We start from the raw sequence: 16696 nt of genomic DNA on the forward strand, positions 1-16696 counted from the left end.
TTACTCGTCGAAGTCCCAAATTTCATGCAAGTCCAGCCGCACGCTGGTGAGCAACTCCACCACGTCCACCCGCATCAACTCGGCGGCCAAACGGTTGTCGTTGGCCACGCGGGCAATGGTCAGCATGTCGGACATGCTGTGCTCGCCCAAGGTGAAGGCGGTGCGTGATTTGTCGGCGGCCAGCGTTTGCGCTTGTGCGGCCAGTTGCAGTTGCTCAGCGGCCAAACGCTTGTGCTGGTACTGCGCCAAGGTGGCGTCAAAGGCAGCGCTTAGCGTGCGCTGCAAGGTGGCCACCTTGTCTTCGGCGGCTTGTGCTTCGGCCATGGCGGCCTGGCCTTGGTAGCTGCGTGCGTTGCCCGGAAAAGCAATGGCCACACTCAGGCCAGTCACCTGTTCAGCGCCTGCAAATTCACGCGCGGTGAAGAGGCCCACGGTGGGGTCAGGCAAGCGGTCGCGGTTCACGCGTTGGGCGTGCAAGCGCAAGCGCTGTGCGTCGATGCGCAGCATGTTGAGCTCATGGTTGGTTTGCAAAAACGCGTCGCGCAAGGCGGTCGTGTTGTCCAGCGGCGCAGGCCCGCCCTGGTCTTGCGCCATGCGCTTGAACGACGTGTTGGGCAACGGCAGGCTGGGGTAGCGGCGCTGCAAGGCAGCTGCGGCACTGCTCAATTCGGCCTGGCTGAGTTGCCACGCCGCCTGGGTGCGCTGCAACTCGGCCTGTGCCAATTGCGCGTCGAGTTGCGAAATTTCACCGTACTTCAAACGCACGCTGGCCAAGCGCAAGGTGGCTTGGGCCAGTTCCAAGTGGGTGCTGGCGTTGGCGTGTGTGGTGCTGGCGCGCAGGTAGGCAAACCAATGCCTCAGCAATTCGCGGCTGGCTTCGTGCACCGCGTCGGCGTATTCAATGTCGGCCAAGGCCTGGGTTTGTTGTGCCAGCTCAGCGTCGATGCCGCGCTTGCCCCACATGCGGACTGGCCGTTCCAAGCTGATGCTCGACTCGCCATAGCGTTCGCCCGTTGCGCGCAGGCTGCGCCGCTGTTGCAAGACACGCACGCTGAACTCTGCCGTGCCCGCGTCAATGGCTTGCGCGTGCAGCCCCAGTGCCTGCTTGCGAGCGCGTGCTTGTTGCAACAGGGGCGATTGGATGAGCGCCTCTTTTGCCGCCGCCTCCGCAGGCAAATACGCGGCCAGCTCCGGGCTGGCATGCAAGGCTGTGCTCAGCAACAGGGTCAACCAAAGCTGATGTTTCATGGCTGTTTCCTCGTGAACAAACGCGACAACAGGGCCGAGCGGTGAACCACCGCGTGCCAGGCTTCGGCCACGCTGTCGGCAGCGCCAAAGCGCTCAAAAATTTTGGGCAACAACAGCAAGGTCAGCAGTGTGGAGGTCAGCAAACCGCCCGTCACCACCACCGCCAAAGGCCGTTGAATTTCAGAACCGGGCCCAGTGGCAAACAGCAGCGGAATCATCCCCAGCGCTGTGATCACTGCCGTCATCAACACCGGGCGCAAGCGCCGCTCAGAGCCCAGACGCACCACGGTGGCCAGGTCTTCGCCTTCCAGCAAACGCTCGTTGAAGTGCGTCACCATCACCACGCCGTTGAGCACCGCAATGCCCAGCAGTGCAATGAAGCCCACCGAGGCAGGCACCGACAAATATTCGCCCGACACAGCCAGCGCCACCACCCCGCCCACCAAGGCAAAGGGGATGTTCACAAAAATAATGCCCGCCTGCACCACCGAGCCAAAGGTGAACACCAAGATGGCAAAAATCAAACCCAGCGCAGCCGGTATCACCAGAGCCAAACGTGCCGCAGCGCGTTGCTGGTTTTCAAACTGACCGCCCCACACCACGCGCAATTGCTTGGGCAGGTTCAGCGCAGCCACAGCCGCTTGTGCGTCTTGCACATAGCCGCCTAGGTCGCGCCCGTCCACCGACACCTGCACCGTGGTGAAGCGCGCGCTTTGCTCGTGGTCCACCCGAATCGGGCCATCCACCACCGCGATGGTGGCCAAGCTGCCTGCGGTCCAGCTGCTGCCGTTGGGGGCAACCAAGCGCAGGTTTTTGAAGGCTTCGGGGCTGTGGCGCACGGCCTCATTGCCTTTGAGCGTGAGCGGCGCACGCACACCGTCTTGCAGCACGTAGCCCAGGGCTTCGCCCTCGACTTGGTTCTTCAAGGCTTGCTGCACCGCCTCCACACTCAGGCCTGCCTGACCTGCCAGCGTGCGGTTGACCTCGACCGACAGGTACTGCAAGCCATCGCCCTTGGGGGCAATCACTTCGCCCGCACCGGGAATGGTGCGCATGGCTTCGGCCACGCGTTGTGCGGCTTCTTGCAACTGGGCCAAGTCGGTGCCAAAGATCTTGATGGCCACATCGCCGCGCGTGCCGGTCAGCATTTCGGACACCCGCATTTCAATCGGTTGCGTGAAGCCGTACACCAGCCCCGGAAACCCTTCGAGCACCGTGCGCAATTCGGCCACGATGTCTTCTTTGTTGCCGCGCCATTCGCCCTTGGGCTTGAGCACCAAAAACGTGTCGGTCTCGTACAAGCCCATCGGGTCCAGCCCCAACTCGTCGGACCCGGTGCGTGCCACCACCGCTTTGACTTCGGGCACGCTGGCCAAAATGGCTTGCTGAACCCGGGTGTCCATTTCCAGCGAGGCCTCCAGCGAGATCGACGGCAGCTTTTGCAGCTGCACGATGATGTCGCCCTCGTCCATCGTGGGCATGAAGGTTTTGCCAATCACGGTGTACAAGCCTGCGGCCAACACCAGCGACGCCAGCGAGGTGCCGTACAACCACTTGGGGTGACGCCAGACCGTGTCGCGCACACGCACATAGCCAGCGTGAATCCACTGCATCAAACGCGGCTCATGCGCACCTTGTTCTTTGAGCAGCCAAGAGGCCAAGGCCACCACCACGGTGAAGGCAATCAGCAGCGACGCGGCCAGGGCCAAGATGATGGTCACCGCCACGGGCGAGAACAACTTGCCTTCCAGCCCCTGCAAACTCAGCAGCGGCAAAAACACCACGCAGATGATCAACACGCCCGCCACCACCGGTTTGACCACTTGGCGCACCGCGCCCATCAGCACCTCGGCCCGCGACAAGCCGTGGTGCGTGCTGTGCGCCGCAAACGCGGTTTCGATGTTCTCCACCACCACCACCGACGCATCCACCAGCATGCCCAGTGCAATCGCCAAGCCGCCCAGGCTCATCAGGTTGGCGGTCAGCCCAAACGCATGCATGAGCATGAAGGTGCACAGCAAGGCCAAGGGCAGCGACACCGCCACCACCAGCGCGGCGCGCAAGCCGCCCAAGAACACATACAGCGTCACGCATACCAGCACCGACGCTTCCAGCAAAGCCTTGATCACCGTGCCCGCCGCACGCGACACCAACTCGCCCCGGTTGTAAAACACCTGCACCCGCATGCCAGAGGGCAGGCGGGGTTGAATGTCGTCGAGCTTGGCGCTGACCTGTGTCACCAAGTCGCGCGCGTTCACGCCACGCATGCCCAGCACCAGGCCTTGCACCGCTTCGCCTTGGCCGTTCTCGGTCACTGCGCCGTAGCGCGTGAGGGCGCCCAAGCGCACCGTGGCCACGTCGTCCACATACACCTTGAGGTTGGGGTTGACGGTGGCCAAACGCACGGTGCGCAAGTCGTCAAGCGAGCGCACCGCACCCACCACCCGCACCACCAGCGACTCGTCGCCCAGCGTCAAGCGGCCCGCGCCGTCGTTGCTGTTGTTGGCCAGCAGGCCCTGGCGCAAGTCACCCATGCTCACGCCCAGGGCGGCCATGCGCTCGGGGTTAGGCACCACTTCCAGGGTTTGCACTTCGCCGCCCAGCGAGTTGACTTCGGCCACGCCGGTGACGGTGCGCAGCTCGGGGCGAATCACCCAGTCCAGCACGCGGCGTTTCTCGGCCAGGCTGAAGCCGTCACCTTCGAGCGTGAACATGAACATCTCGCTCAAGGGTGTGGTGATGGGGGCCAAGCCGCCGCTCACGCTGGCAGGCAAGTCGCGCATCACGTTGTTGAGGCGTTCAGACACTTGCTGGCGCGCCCAGTAAATGTCGATGCCTTCGTCAAAGTCAATCGTGATGTCGGCAATGCCGTACTTCGAGACCGAGCGCACCACCCGTTTGTTGGGAATGCTCAGCAGCTCTTGCTCCACGGGTTTGACCACGCGTTGCTCAATTTCTTCCGGCGTCATGCCCGGAATTTTCAAAATCAATTTGGCCTGGGTGGGCGAAATGTCGGGAAAGGCATCAATCGGCAAAGTCAGCCACGCTTGCAAGCCGCCCAGCAACAAAGCCACCCCCAAGCCGAGCGTGAGGTTGCGGTAACGCAGGCTCAGGCGAATCAGGTGTTCAAACATCATTCGTCCTTTTGCAGCAAGGCGCGCAAGGCTGCAATGCCGCTGATAGCCACCTGAGAGTTGGCGGGCCAGTTGGCTTCGACCAAGGCCATGTCATCGTTGGACGACAGCACGCGCACCGCTTGCGCGGTAAAGCCTGTGCTTTGACGCACAAACACCAGCGACTGGTTGTTCCAAGGCGTCAGTGCCCGCGCAGGCAACAGCCAACGCGCGACGCTTGTCGCCGTCGGGGCTTTGGCTTGCACGGTGATGGCCACCACCTCGCCCACTTGCAAGCGGCCGGGCTGAGTCACCACGGCCCGGGCTTTGGCCAGTTGGCTGGCGTCCACCGCGCGGCTCACGCCCACGATCTTGGCCTGTGCTTCGCGGCTGGGCACCAGCACTGCGTCGCCCACTTGCAACTGCGCGGCTTTGTCGCTGGCGAGTTGGATGTCGAGTTGCAAGCTGCTGTCGTCGGCCAGCTTGAACAGCACCGCACCGGGCTCCACCCGTTGGCCCACGGCCGCAAACGCCTGGGTCACCACGCCCGCAATGGGCGCGGTCAAGGTGCCGCTGGCATAGCCCATGGTCGCTTTGTCGTGGTCTGCGTTGGCGCCGATGCCTGCTGCGCGCAGCTCGGCCTCGCGGGCTTGCACCAGCGCTTGTGCGGCCTCTTGCTTGTTGCGTGTGATCTGCACCCGCACGGCGGGGATGATGCCTTCGTCCAGCATGGCTTGGTCGCGTTGCAATGCGCTGTTGGCGTTCTTCAATTCCAGTTGCGCCTCTTGCCATTGACGGCGCGCCTCACCCAGCATCGGGCTGGTGAACTGCGCCAGTGCTGCCCCGGCCTTGACCCGGTCCCCCACGCCCACCCACAGGCGCGACAACTGGCCTGGGTAAGGGGCCGACACCGTCACGTCTTTGCCCGGCAGCGTGTTCACCGTGGCGCTGGCCAGCAACTGGGCGGTGTTGGCTGCAAGCGGCGTGGCCACTTGCACGCCGAGTGCCGCTTGTTGCTTGGCGTCCAGCGCCAGCAGTTTGGGTGCGGTGGCTGGTGTTTGTGCGTGGCCGAAGCCCGTCCCCAGTGCGCAGCACAGCGTCAGACCCGAAAGAATCTTTGAACCGATTGAATTGGACATACCCAACTCCTTCCAAACAAACCATGAAAAAAACAAGGTCGCAGTCTGCGACAGCCTCGCGCATCGTGATGGGGTCATCAGACCGCACCGATGTGACGCAGGCGTTTAAGCGTGGAGGAATGAGAGGGGAGGTGCCAGTGCCGGTGGCGGCAGGCCTGCACGGTAGGGTGCAGATGGCGTCCGCGGCGGGTGCTGCCAGGCGTTGGCCAGCAGGGGTGCTGGGGCCGCTGGGTCTGGGTGTACGGGGTGACTGGGGGCGCTGCTGAGGGGGTTGTGGTCTGGGTCGCTGACCTCGCGTGTGTGCGAGGTGGCCACCCCCAGCGCGGGTGATTCAGGCGCGTCTGCCTGACTTAGCTCGGTGGTGTGTCCCAGATGCGGCAAATGCGACACCGCTTGGCTGACCTCGTCCATGTGAAACCCGGTGCGACTGCTGCTGCCGTAATGCGCATGCAAAAACGGCCCGAGTGCCAACAACACCCAAAGGGTGTGCAGCAGCGCGAGCCGACAGCGGTGGAGCAGGGTGGGAGACGTCACACCCTCATTCTAGGTTTGCTTTGTCAAGCCGTCAGTCGGCCTTCGCCCCAGAGCTCTTCACCACCGCCGCCCACTTGGGCACTTCGGCGCGCAAGAAGCTGCCAAATTCGGCAGCGCTGTTGCGGCTGCTGGACATGCCGAGCTGGGCAAATTTGTCCACCACGTCTTGCGACTCCATGGCGCGGTTGAGCGCGGCGTTGAGTTTGTCCACGATGGCCTGCGGTGTGCCCGCAGGCAAGAAGAAACCAAACCAGGTGTAGTCGTCAAACTCTTTGTAGCCAAACTCGGTGATCGAGGGCACCTCGGGCAACAGTGGCGAGCGGGTGGCGCTGGTCACAGCCAAGGCGCGCAGCTTGCCCGCCTTGATCATCGGCACCGCTGGCGGCATGGAGGTGCTGGCCATGGGCGTGTGGCCGGCCACCACGGCGTTGATGGCTGCTGCGGGTTGGTAGGGCACATGGGTGATGTCCACCTTGGCGGCAGTTTTTAAGCGCTCCATCGACAAATGGGTGGTGGTGCCAATGCCTGATGAGGCGTAACTCATGGGCGTCTTCTTGGCTTCTTCCACCAACTCGGGCAGGGTTTTGGCCGACACGCTGGGGTTGACCGTGAAGATGTTGGGCGTCTTGGGGCCCAGCGCCAAGGGCACAAAGTCTTTCAGCGCGTCGTAGCCAGCGTCGGCATACAGCGAGGGGTTGACCGCAAAGGCCACGCTGTGCACCAGCACGGTATAGCCATCGGGCGCGGCGCGTTTGACTTGGCCCGTGGCAATGTTGCCGCCTGCACCGCCTTTGTTTTCGACAATGAAGTTGCCGCCCGTGATCTCGGACAACTTTTGCGTCAGCGAGCGCGCCACGATGTCGGTGGACGCACCCGGCGCAAACGCCACCAGCAAGGTGACCGGTTTGGCTTTGGGCCACTCGGCTTGTGCCGACGCGTGGGTGCTGAACAAGCTGCACACAGCCCCCAAGCCGATGCCCGCCAGGGTGGTGGTGCGTGCCAGGGTGTGCAAGCGGTGCGTGAGTTGGGCCATGTCTGTCTCCTCGTTGTGTGTGTATCGGTGAAGGCGCGTCGCGTGTCAGCTGGCTTTGACCAGGCAGAACTCGAAGTTGACTTCCAAGAAAGGCGTTTCGATGCCAAAGCGCTCGGCCACTGCCTTGTCGTGACAAGGCACAAAGGGCACCACCAAACCGGGGCGTACGCCAAACACGGTGTCGTTGTCGATGTAATCCGAGCCCTCGGGGAACAGCTCGGTCACCAAGCCCACATGGCCCGGTGCGCTCACGATGACGTGGTAGTGGGCTGGACGCCAAATGCCACGGTTGCTGGCACGCAGCAGCGCGCCCACGGGGCCGTCGGTGGGCACGGTGTAGGGGTGGGGGCGGATGGTGAGGAGGTTGAAGCTGCCGTCGGCCTCGCACTTGATTTTGCAACGCAGGTTGTGTGGGTCTTGCTCAGGGTCTTGCGCGGGGTACAGGCCGTTGTCTGCGTTTTGCCAAAAGTCGAGTTCTGCGTTGGGTATGGGCTGGCCGTCCACCCCCACCACGCGGCCTTTGAACCAGGTGCGCTCGCCGGGTTGGCCATCGGTCAGGTCGCTGCCATTGGGCTTGACTTTGGAGTCGTGGTTGTGGAAAGGGCCCAACACGCTGCTGGGGGTGCCGCCCACGGGCTGCGACACCACGTCGACCATCGATGAGATGCCCATGATGTCGGAGATCAGGCTGAACTCGTTGCGTTCACCATCGGTGATGGCGGCGCTGGCCGTCAAAAATTCCAGCCCTTGCAACCACTCGGCTTTGGTCAGGTGCGACTCTTGCACAAAGGCATGAAGGTGCTTGACCAACAGCGCCATGACCTCGCCCAGGCGGGGGTTGCTGGCGGTGGCAAAGCTGCGCATGGCGGCTTCGGTGACAGAGAGAGAAAGCGCGTCTTGGGGGGAACTGGTCGTCATCGTGTGTCCTGAATCGAGGGGCAAGGTTGGGTGTTGTTTTATCGATAATATTCGATATCTATCTTATTTGTCGATAAAAAAACTCTGACAATTCTGCGCCAATCAGCGTCACGTTTGGCACATCAGGGTCTGCTGACTGCATCGGTTTCAGGCACACTCTTCGCCCTATGCCAAACGACACTTTTTCTGCTTCTACCGGCCCCCTCAGCGGCTTGCGCGTGATCGAACTCGGCCAGCTCATCGCCGGCCCTTTCGCCGCCAAAACCTTGGCCGACTTTGGTGCCGAGGTGATCAAGATTGAAACCCCTGGCAGCGGCGACCCGTTGCGCAAATGGCGTTTGCTCAAAGACGGCACCTCGGTGTGGTGGCAGGTGCAGTCGCGCAACAAGCGTTCGGTGGCGCTGGACTTGAAACAGCCCCAAGCGCAAGACATCGTGCGCCAGTTGGTGCGCGATGCCGATGTGCTGATTGAAAACTTCCGTCCCGGTGCCATGGAAGGCTGGGGCCTCGGGCCCGACGATTTGCACGCCATCAACCCGCGCTTGATCATGCTGCGCATCAGCGGCTACGGCCAAACCGGCCCTTACCGCGACAAGCCTGGCTTTGGCGTGGTGGCCGAGGCCATGAGCGGTTTGCGCCACCTCACCGCCGAGCCCGGGCGTGTGCCGGTGCGCGTGGGCATCAGCTTGGGCGATACGCTGGCTTCTTTGCATGGCGTGATTGGCATCTTGATGGCGCTGCACGAACGCCAACGCAGTGGCCAGGGCCAAGTGATTGATGTGGCCTTGTACGAAGCGGTCTTCAACTGCATGGAGAGTTTGCTGCCCGAGTACAGCGCGTTTGGCGCTGTGCGTGGGCCCGCAGGCAGCGCCTTGCCCGGCATTGCACCAACCAATGCGTACCGCTGCCGTGATGGGGGCTATGCCTTGATCGCGGGCAACGGCGACAGCATTTACAAGCGCTTGATGCATGCCGTGGGTCGTGACGATTTGGGGCAAGACCCCGCGTTGGCCGACAACGCAGGCCGCGTCCAACGGGTGGACGAGATCGATGACGCCCTGGGTGCCTGGGCGGCAGAGCGCACGGTGGACGAGGTGCTGGCGGTGTTGGACGCAGCCTCGGTGCCTGCCGGGCGCATTTACACCGTGGCCGACATTGCCGCCGATCCGCACTACCAAGCGCGCGGCATGATTCAGCAGGTGCAGATGAACGACGGCACGTCCATGGCCGTGCCGGGCATCGTGCCCAAGCTGTCGCGCACGCCGGGCGGGCATCGCCGCAACGCACCCGCACTGGGCCAAGACACCGATGCGGTGCTCAGCAACATGGGCCTCACCCCCGAACAAATTCAAACCCTCAAAGACCAAGGCATCGTCGCATGACACGTATTTATTTCAACGAAGTGGTGACCCGTGATGGCTTTCAGATCGAGCCTGAGTTCATCGCCACCGACGCCAAAGTGGCGTTGATCGACGCGCTGAGTTTGTGCGGTTACGCCAAGATCGAAGCCACCTCGTTTGTCTCGCCCAAAGCCATTCCGATGCTGCGCGACGCCGAAGAGGTGATGGGCCGCATCAGCCGTGTACCCGGTGTGGAGTACACCGTGCTGGTGCCCAACCTACGCGGGGCGGAGCGGGCCTTGGAATCCAAAGCCGATGAGCTGAACTTGGTGATGTCCACGTCGGAGACCCACAACCGCGCCAACTTGCGCATGGGCCGTGAGCAAAGCTTTGCCGCACTGGCCGAGGTGGTGCGCCATGTGGATGGACGCACACCCATCAATGTGTCGCTGTCCACCGCGTTTGGTTGCCCGATGGAAGGCGATGTGCCCGAGGCCGAGGTGGTGCAGTTCGCCGAGCGCTTTGCAGGCTTGGGCGTGCGCGGCTTGACCATTTGCGACACCACGGGCATGGCACACCCGGCCCAAGTGACCCACATGGTCGAGACCTTGCAGCAGCGGCTGACGGGCGTGCAGCTGACGCTGCATTTCCACAACACGCGTGGCATGGGCCTGGCCAATGTGCTGGCCGCCGTGCAAGGCGGCATTGTGCGATTTGACGGCTCACTCGGTGGCTTGGGCGGTTGCCCGTATGCGCCAGGGGCGAGTGGCAATATTTGCAGCGAAGACGCGGTGCACATGCTGCACGCCATGGGCTACGACACCGGCATGGACTTGCCGCGTTTGCTGTCGGTGGCGCGTGGTTTGCCCTACATCGTGGGTCACGACGTGCCTGGCCAAGTGGCCAAGGCGGGTTTGATCACCGACCTGCACCCCGCCCCGCAAGCCCAGTGATGGTGTTGGGTGCGATGCCGTTAAGGGCCTGTGCACCCCTGCTAACATCGATCGCGTGAAAACCCTCAAACTTTGGTTGATGTGTTTGCTGGTCCTTGCAGTGCCACTGCAAGGCATGGCTGCGGTCAGTCAAATGTTTTGCCACGGCCAAGCGGCTGTGGTGGTTGCTCATGTCGTGATGCAGACGCCACCCGCACAAGTGCACCTGGACGCCCACCACGGGCACCACGGCCATGACGCGCATGCCGTGGCACAGCATGTGCCAACGTCGCATGACGCGTCGTCAGCCCAAGCCAACGCCAACGCCAACACCAACGCAAGCGCCACACCCCACCATACATGCAGCACCTGCGCGCAGTGCTGTGTGGGCATGGCGTTGCTGCCTGCACCTGTGGTGTTGGCATTGGGGCAGCCAGCTCACACGCTGGTGGCGGCTCCTGCTGTGCTGTTGGGTGAGTGGTCACCCAACCACTTAGAGCGACCGCCCCGCACCTTCCTCGCCTGATCGCGCTGCAACCTCTTGGTTGTCAGTGCACGGACCTCTGGGTGGCGCGCCATCCTGAGATGTTTGATCCATGGTCAACGAGGAATCTATGTCTTTCAAAAAACCAATGCCGTGCTCGCTGCTTGTTGCGAGGTGGTGGCCCGGGTGCGCCCTGCTCAGTGCCTGTTTAGGCTGTGCGCTGGCGGGCAGCGCGTGGGCACAGGTGGATGCACTTGCCACAGCCAAGCCCTCTGTGGACTTGCGCTACCGCTCGACGTTTGACAGCTACCAACGTTATGTCGCGTCACCTGTTCAGTCATGGCCACAGGCCAATGACACGGTGCAACAAGTGGGTGGGTGGCGTGCCTATGCCAAAGAACTTGCACCGACACCCAGCGCGGTGCCAAGCGCGACTTCAACACCGCCACCACCCCATGTGCATGGAGGCCAGCCATGACTTTTCTCGACAAACGGCGGCCCTTGCCAGTCCGTGCCATGGTGTGGCTTGTGTTGGGTTTGGCGGGATGCAGCAGCTATGACATGCAACAAGGCATGGACCAGACCAGCCGCACCACCCGCAACTTCTCGCAAGGCGGGTTGAACCTGGCGCGCACCCAAGCCCAGCGCGACCAGCGCCGGGCAATCAGTCGTCAGCTCTTGGCCGCTCCGGTGGGGCCCAAAGAGGCGGTGCAATTGCTGCTCAACAACAGTCCCGCGTTTCAGGCCTTGCTGGCGCAGCAGGGGGAGTTGGGGGCCCGTGCCGCGCAAAGCGGGCGCATTGCCAACCCGAGTTTTGCTTTCGAGCGCGTGGTCACCGGCAGCGAGTTGGAGCTCAACCGGTTTCTCACCTTCGGTTTGTTAGACCTGTTGACGCTGCCGCAACGCGCAGCGATGGCGGATGTGCGCATGGAACAAGCGCAGGTTCAGGCGGCCTCGGAGGTGGTGGACCAAGTCACCCAAGTGCGCCAAGCCTGGGTGCGTGCCGTGGCGGCGCAACAGATGGCCCACTACGCCGAGCAGGTGGTGGCCAGCGCCCAAGCCAGTGCCGAGTTGGCGCGCCGCATGGAGGCGGTGGGCAACTTCAACAAACTCACCCGGGCCCGGCACCAGGCGTTTTATGCAGATGCAGCAGCCCAACTGGCCACGGCCACGCAAGCGGCCTTGTCACGCAAAGAAGAGCTGGTGCGCTGGTTGGGCTTGGACGACGACCAGGCCCAGCAACTGGTGCTGCCTGAGCGGTTGCCCGATGTGCCCAAGCAGCCGTTGTTGCCCCAGGACGTGGCGCAGCAAGCCACGTATGAGCGCTTGGACATACAACAAGCCCGGGCCGCACTCAACGTGGCGGCCAAAGCGCAAGGGCTCAACCAAGTCACGAGCTTCACCGACATCGAGTTGTCGGTGCGACGTGGCCGTGTGTCCGACAGCAGCGCGGCCACCTCGGCGTCACGGCGTGGCTATGAAGTGGGTGTGAAGCTGCCGGTCTTTGACTGGGGTGGCATGCAACGCGAGGCCATGTCGGCGCAAACGCTGGCTGCGGCCCATCGGCTGGAGTCCACGTTGCGCTTGGCCGGTTCGAGCTTGCGTGAGAGCTACGCGGCCTACCGCACGGCGCACGACGTGACCCGACATTACAAAGAAGAGGTGCTGCCTTTGCGCAAGGTCATCGCCGATGAAAACGTGCTGCGCTACAACGGCATGTTGATTGGCGTGTTTGAGCTGTTGGCCGATTCACGCGATCAAATTTCTGCCGTGGTTTCTGCCATCGCCGCTGAACAGCAGTTCTGGCTGGCCGACGCGGCGTTGCAAGCCACGCTGATGGGACGCCCCACCACCATCGCGTGGGTCGCGTCCAACAGCACCACGGCCAACAGTCCTGCGGGCCACTGACAAGGGATAGTCATGACATCACGACGAGAATTTTTCAAGTTCGCTGGCATTGCCGGTGGCGCTGCATCGGCGGCTGCGGTGGGGCGGTATGCCTTGGCGGGTGTGCCTGAGGCCGTCATTCAAACCCAGCCCGACACCATGCCTGCCTTGGTGCCCAACACCGGGCGGCCCTACAACCCGGTGGTCACACTCAACGGCTGGACCTTGCCATGGCGCATGAACCAGGGTGTGAAAGAGTTTCACCTGGTGGCCGAGCCGGTGGTGCGCGAAATGGCACCCGGCTTCAAAGCCCATTTGTGGGGTTACAACGGGCAAAGCCCGGGGCCCACCATCGAAGTGGTCGAGGGCGACCGGGTGCGAGTGTTTGTCACCAACAAACTGCCTGAGCACACCAGCGTGCACTGGCATGGACAGCGCGTGCCCAATGGCATGGACGGCGTGTCGGGTCTGACCCAGCGGGCCATTCAGCCTGGACAAACCTTTGTCTATGAGTTTGTGGCGCGCCGACCTGGCAGCTTCATGTACCACCCGCATGCCGATGAGATGACGCAAATGGCCATGGGCATGATGGGTCTGTGGATCACCCATCCCAAAGACAAACATCCGCTCATCGACACCGTGCAGCGGGATTTCTGTTTTCTGCTCAATGCCTTTGACATTGACCCTGGCAGTTACACCCCCAAGACCATGACCATGCTGGACTTCAACCTGTGGGCCTGGAACAGCCGCGTGTTTCCGGGCATTGACTCGTTGAACGTGAAGCTCAACGACAAGGTGCGCATCCGGGTGGGCAACTTGACGATGACCAACCACCCCATCCATCTGCACGGCCACGAGTTCACCGTGACCGGCACCGATGGTGGGGCCATACCCCACACCGCACGCTGGCCCGAAGTGACCACCGATGTGGCGGTGGGCCAAATGCGCCAGATCGAGTTTGTGGCCGACGAGGAGGGTGACTGGGCCTTGCATTGCCACAAGAGCCACCACACCATGAACGCCATGGGCCACAACGTGCCCACCCTGATTGGCGTGGACCACCGCGACATTGGCAAAAAAATCAACCGCTTGATTCCCGATTACATGGTGATGGGTGAGCGCGGCATGGCCGACATGGCGGAGATGGAGATGCCCTTGCCAGACAACACCGTGCCCATGATGACCGGCGAGGGTCCGTTTGGCTCGGTTGAGATGGGCGGCATGTTCAGTGTCTTGAAGGTCAGAAAGACACAAAAAAACGGCGACTACAGCAACCCGGGTTGGTTTCAGCATCCCCCAGGCACGGTGGCGCAGCCATACGCAGGCGCGGTGGTACCCCCGAAGCGTCAGCATGGCGTGGGCGGTCAGAGCATGCCGCGTGTGGACAAACCCGCCTCTGAAGTTGAAGTGCAAATTCGCAAACCCCATGCGCATGGTGAGCATTGATATTTTTTTGGAATAGGAGATCTTCGATGATGAAGTTTTTAAAACCTACGCTGTCCGTGCTCGTGCTGTGCGGCGGCTTGTCGTGCGGCATGACTGGCATGGCACAAACTGCGCCACAGACCCCGCAGACGCGTTCAAGTGCAGCGGCTTTCACCGAAGCAGAGGTGAAGAAGGTCGACCTGTCTACCGGTAAGGTGACGCTGCGACACGGCGAGATCAAGAGCCTGGACATGCCGCCCATGACCATGGTCTTCACGGTCAAAGACAAGTCCTTGCTCCAGGGGGTGGTTGCTGGCGATCAGGTGCGTTTTGTGGTGGTGTCGGAGAACGGCAAGCTGGTGATCACCGAGCTGGTCAAGTGAGTGCCCATCAGGGGTTGGGCAAATGCCCGTCGGGTTTTGGCAGGCCCGGGCCATGATATACCAGAACTTTCAGCGCACGCTCGGGCGACACGTCGGCAAACACCGCGGGGTTGGCCACGCGCTCTTGCAGCACCAGCTCGGGGGCCAAGGTTTGCATCTGTTCATGCAAGAACGCGACATCCAACTCGGGCGCGTTCAGGCACAGCAAGGCTTGACCCTCGGGCGCCAGTAGTTCGGGCAGGCGGCGCATCAGCTTGGCGTAGTCTTTGGTGGCGATGAAGCTGCCTTTTTGGTAGCTGGGCGGGTCGACGATGATCAGGTCATAGGGCCCGCTGCGCGTGATCTTGCCCCAGGTTTTGAAGATGTCATGCACCAAAAAGCTGGCACCTGCCATCACGCCATTGAGCTGGTGGTTTTGTTGGCCAATGGTCATGGCGCCCTGGCTCATGTCCACGTTCACCACATGCCTTGCCCCCGCCTGCATGGCCACCACCGAAAACGCACAGGTGTAGGCAAACAGGTTGAGCACTTTCAGGCGCGCGCGCGCTTGCACATGGGCACGCACCCAGCGTCGGCCCTCGGCCATGTCAAGGAACAAGCCATGGTTTTGTCCCTTCAACACATGCACCCGATAGCGGGCACCGTCTTCGTTCACCACATGCGGCTCGGGCACGCTGCCTGCCATCAGCCGGGTTTCGGTTTGGCTGGCGTGACGGCACTGGAACACCCAGTTCAGCGGTTGATCGGGTGACAACTGTTGCCAGCGTGTTGACAGCGCGTGGTGCAGGGTGGCGAGGTCATCCTCAGACACGGGTTGAAAACTGGTCAACACCCACACCGGGGGAAAGGCATCCAGCGCCCATTGCTCACACCCTGGATACAGACCGCCACGGCCATGAAAGATGCGTTGTGCATCTTGGGGGAGAGGCATCGTGGCGATGGCGTTGAGCAAGGCTTGCATGGGTGACACGTTCTAAGTGATGGGCGTTGAGGCTGTGGCAGGATGTCGGCGCACCCCGTGGCGCGAGGCGCCCAGGCGGGGATTGTCGGTGTTTCAAGAACTCAAGGAGAAGGTATGAAAAGCAACACGTGGACGATGGCTATGGCAGCTGTGTGTTTCAGTGCCTCGGTATGTTTGGCCCAAGGCAGCGCTACACCTGCCGCGCCAACGTATGCACAGTCTGAGCCCCTGGGCACTGCGATGGAGGGCTGGGCCTATCCGTTTCCTGTGCAGAGCATGCAGTTTGAAATGCAAGGCCAACTGGTGCGCATGATGTACATGGACGTGGCACCCACGGGCACGCCCAATGGCCGCACGGTGTTGTTGATGCACGGCAAAAACTTTGGCTCTGACTATTGGGCGGGCACCTTGCGCACCCTCAGCGCACAAGGCTACCGGGTGATTGCGCCCGATCAAATTGGCTTTGGTAAATCGTCCAAGCCTGAGATTCGCTACCACTTTGCTGATCTGGCCCGCAACACCGATCGCCTATTGGCCCATTTGGGCTTGAGCCGCGTGGCGGTGGTGGCCAACAGCATGGGCGGTATGTTGGGTGTGCACTTTGCACGGATGTATCCGCAACGTGTCAGCGCCTTGGTGTTGGAAAACCCGCTGGGTCTGGAGGACTACACGCTGCACATTCCGCCACAAGCCACCGACAACTTGGTCAAGCTGGAAATGGCCCAAACTCCCGCCACCTATCGCAACTTTGTGCGCAGCTACTTTCCAGTGTGGCAGCCTGAGTTCGAGCGCTTTGTCGAACAATTCGCCCGCGTGCAACTGAGTGCGGAGTACCCACGTTTTGCCAAGGTGTCGGCGCTCACCTATCAGATGATTTACGACGCGCCCATCACGGCTGAGCTGCCACGGTTGAACGTGCCCACCCTGTTGGCCATCGGGCAGCTGGACCGCACCGTGTTTGGCCGCCGCTTTGCGCCGCCTGAGGTGGTGCGTCCTTTGGGCAACTTTGCGCAATTGGGCAAGACGACCCAAGCCCTGATTCCGGGTGCCAAGCTGGTGGAGTTTGAGGGCGTGGGCCACGTGCCCCATTTGGAGGTGCCCGAGCGCTTTCATGCCGCCCTGTTGCAGTTCTTACAAGACAAGCCCTGAATCTCTGAGGTCGGCGTTGCGATGCCGACCTGAATTGGTTGCGCACACAACCATACGTGTTTCTACCTAGTTGCGCCCGCAACTACATTTGTTTAAGATGCTGCGTTCTGACACGCGCAGACATCTTTTCAAGGAGACACGATGACTTCA

15 protein-coding genes are annotated in these 16696 nt (G+C 62.1%); 8 read left to right on the plus strand and 7 right to left on the minus strand.

What is annotated here, in order from left to right:
* The 6 genes from B9Z39_RS15750 to B9Z39_RS15775 all read right to left on the minus strand — a co-directional run bounded on the left by B9Z39_RS15750 (nt 1) and on the right by B9Z39_RS15775 (nt 7985).
* Nucleotides 1–1248, minus strand: coding sequence for a TolC family protein (locus B9Z39_RS15750; RefSeq protein ID WP_108302494.1), 1248 nt, complete (start codon nt 1246–1248; stop codon nt 1–3).
* A complete protein-coding gene (locus B9Z39_RS15755) occupies nt 1245–4382 on the minus strand; it encodes an efflux RND transporter permease subunit (RefSeq protein WP_108302604.1) in 3138 nt (1045 codons plus the stop codon). Before B9Z39_RS15755 ends, B9Z39_RS15750 begins: the two co-directional genes overlap by 4 nt.
* Nucleotides 4382–5500, minus strand: a complete 1119-nt coding sequence (locus B9Z39_RS15760) for an efflux RND transporter periplasmic adaptor subunit (protein WP_158269519.1) — start codon at nt 5498–5500, stop codon at nt 4382–4384. Before B9Z39_RS15760 ends, B9Z39_RS15755 begins: the two co-directional genes overlap by 1 nt.
* Nucleotides 5501–5605: 105 nt before the next feature.
* On the minus strand, nt 5606–6034 hold the full coding sequence (locus B9Z39_RS15765; protein ID WP_108302498.1) for a hypothetical protein: 429 nt from the start codon (nt 6032–6034) through the stop codon (nt 5606–5608).
* Nucleotides 6035–6065: 31 nt separating this feature from the next.
* A complete protein-coding gene (locus B9Z39_RS15770) occupies nt 6066–7067 on the minus strand; it encodes a tripartite tricarboxylate transporter substrate binding protein (RefSeq protein ID WP_108302500.1) in 1002 nt (333 codons plus the stop codon).
* Nucleotides 7068–7112: 45 nt separating this feature from the next.
* A complete protein-coding gene (locus B9Z39_RS15775; protein ID WP_108302502.1) occupies nt 7113–7985 on the minus strand; it encodes a dioxygenase in 873 nt (290 codons plus the stop codon).
* Between the two features lie 167 nt (nt 7986–8152).
* Between B9Z39_RS15775 and B9Z39_RS15780 the strand changes: the two genes are divergently transcribed.
* The 7 genes from B9Z39_RS15780 to B9Z39_RS15810 all read left to right on the plus strand — a co-directional run bounded on the left by B9Z39_RS15780 (nt 8153) and on the right by B9Z39_RS15810 (nt 14436).
* Nucleotides 8153–9367: a CaiB/BaiF CoA-transferase family protein gene (locus B9Z39_RS15780; RefSeq protein ID WP_108302504.1), complete on the plus strand. Its 1215-nt coding sequence runs from the start codon at nt 8153–8155 to the stop codon at nt 9365–9367.
* Complete coding sequence (locus B9Z39_RS15785; protein ID WP_108302506.1) at nt 9364–10278, plus strand: hydroxymethylglutaryl-CoA lyase; 915 nt, start codon at nt 9364–9366, stop codon at nt 10276–10278. The genes B9Z39_RS15780 and B9Z39_RS15785 overlap by 4 nt, the downstream gene beginning before the upstream one ends.
* A 55-nt stretch (nt 10279–10333) precedes the next feature.
* Nucleotides 10334–10783, plus strand: coding sequence for a hypothetical protein (locus B9Z39_RS15790; protein ID WP_146183350.1), 450 nt, complete (start codon nt 10334–10336; stop codon nt 10781–10783).
* Nucleotides 10784–10871: 88 nt separating this feature from the next.
* Nucleotides 10872–11219: a hypothetical protein gene (locus tag B9Z39_RS15795; protein ID WP_108302510.1), complete on the plus strand. Its 348-nt coding sequence runs from the start codon at nt 10872–10874 to the stop codon at nt 11217–11219.
* Between the two features lie 38 nt (nt 11220–11257).
* A complete protein-coding gene (locus B9Z39_RS15800; RefSeq protein ID WP_108302512.1) occupies nt 11258–12649 on the plus strand; it encodes a TolC family protein in 1392 nt (463 codons plus the stop codon).
* 12 nt (nt 12650–12661) lie between these two features.
* A complete protein-coding gene (locus B9Z39_RS15805; RefSeq protein WP_108302514.1) occupies nt 12662–14074 on the plus strand; it encodes a multicopper oxidase family protein in 1413 nt (470 codons plus the stop codon).
* 26 nt (nt 14075–14100) lie between these two features.
* Nucleotides 14101–14436: a copper-binding protein gene (locus B9Z39_RS15810; RefSeq protein WP_108302516.1), complete on the plus strand. Its 336-nt coding sequence runs from the start codon at nt 14101–14103 to the stop codon at nt 14434–14436.
* A 7-nt stretch (nt 14437–14443) separates the two neighbouring features.
* On the opposite strand, the gene B9Z39_RS15815 is transcribed toward B9Z39_RS15810, so the two are convergent.
* The gene (locus tag B9Z39_RS15815; RefSeq protein WP_108302518.1) at nt 14444–15397 is read right to left on the minus strand and encodes a class I SAM-dependent methyltransferase; all 954 of its coding nucleotides are present in this window, start codon (nt 15395–15397) and stop codon (nt 14444–14446) included.
* 114 nt (nt 15398–15511) lie between these two features.
* On the opposite strand from B9Z39_RS15815, the gene B9Z39_RS15820 reads away from it, so the two are divergent.
* Entirely contained in the window at nt 15512–16546 is a 1035-nt protein-coding gene (locus tag B9Z39_RS15820; protein WP_108302520.1) for an alpha/beta fold hydrolase, read from the plus strand.
* Nucleotides 16547–16696: the final 150 nt, after the last annotated feature.

The sequence above is a fragment of the Limnohabitans sp. JirII-29 genome, assembly GCF_003063395.1.
Taxonomy (GTDB): domain Bacteria; phylum Pseudomonadota; class Gammaproteobacteria; order Burkholderiales; family Burkholderiaceae_C; genus Limnohabitans.

Bases quoted from the DNA above. Each gene is read 5' to 3' on its own strand.
- B9Z39_RS15780 (WP_108302504.1), top strand. From the start codon at position 8,153: ATGCCAAACGACACTTTTTCTGCTTCTACCGGCCCCCTCAGCGGCTTG.
- B9Z39_RS15795 (WP_108302510.1), top strand. From the start codon at position 10,872: ATGTCTTTCAAAAAACCAATGCCGTGCTCGCTGCTTGTTGCGAGGTGG.
- B9Z39_RS15755 (WP_108302604.1), bottom strand. From the start codon at position 4,382: ATGTTTGAACACCTGATTCGCCTGAGCCTGCGTTACCGCAACCTCACG.
- B9Z39_RS15820 (WP_108302520.1), top strand. From the start codon at position 15,512: ATGAAAAGCAACACGTGGACGATGGCTATGGCAGCTGTGTGTTTCAGT.
- B9Z39_RS15815 (WP_108302518.1), bottom strand. From the start codon at position 15,397: ATGCAAGCCTTGCTCAACGCCATCGCCACGATGCCTCTCCCCCAAGAT.
- B9Z39_RS15800 (WP_108302512.1), top strand. From the start codon at position 11,258: ATGGTGTGGCTTGTGTTGGGTTTGGCGGGATGCAGCAGCTATGACATG.
- B9Z39_RS15805 (WP_108302514.1), top strand. From the start codon at position 12,662: ATGACATCACGACGAGAATTTTTCAAGTTCGCTGGCATTGCCGGTGGC.
- B9Z39_RS15810 (WP_108302516.1), top strand. From the start codon at position 14,101: ATGATGAAGTTTTTAAAACCTACGCTGTCCGTGCTCGTGCTGTGCGGC.
- B9Z39_RS15760 (WP_158269519.1), bottom strand. From the start codon at position 5,500: ATGTCCAATTCAATCGGTTCAAAGATTCTTTCGGGTCTGACGCTGTGC.
- B9Z39_RS15770 (WP_108302500.1), bottom strand. From the start codon at position 7,067: ATGGCCCAACTCACGCACCGCTTGCACACCCTGGCACGCACCACCACC.
- B9Z39_RS15750 (WP_108302494.1), bottom strand. From the start codon at position 1,248: ATGAAACATCAGCTTTGGTTGACCCTGTTGCTGAGCACAGCCTTGCAT.
- B9Z39_RS15785 (WP_108302506.1), top strand. From the start codon at position 9,364: ATGACACGTATTTATTTCAACGAAGTGGTGACCCGTGATGGCTTTCAG.
- B9Z39_RS15775 (WP_108302502.1), bottom strand. From the start codon at position 7,985: ATGACGACCAGTTCCCCCCAAGACGCGCTTTCTCTCTCTGTCACCGAA.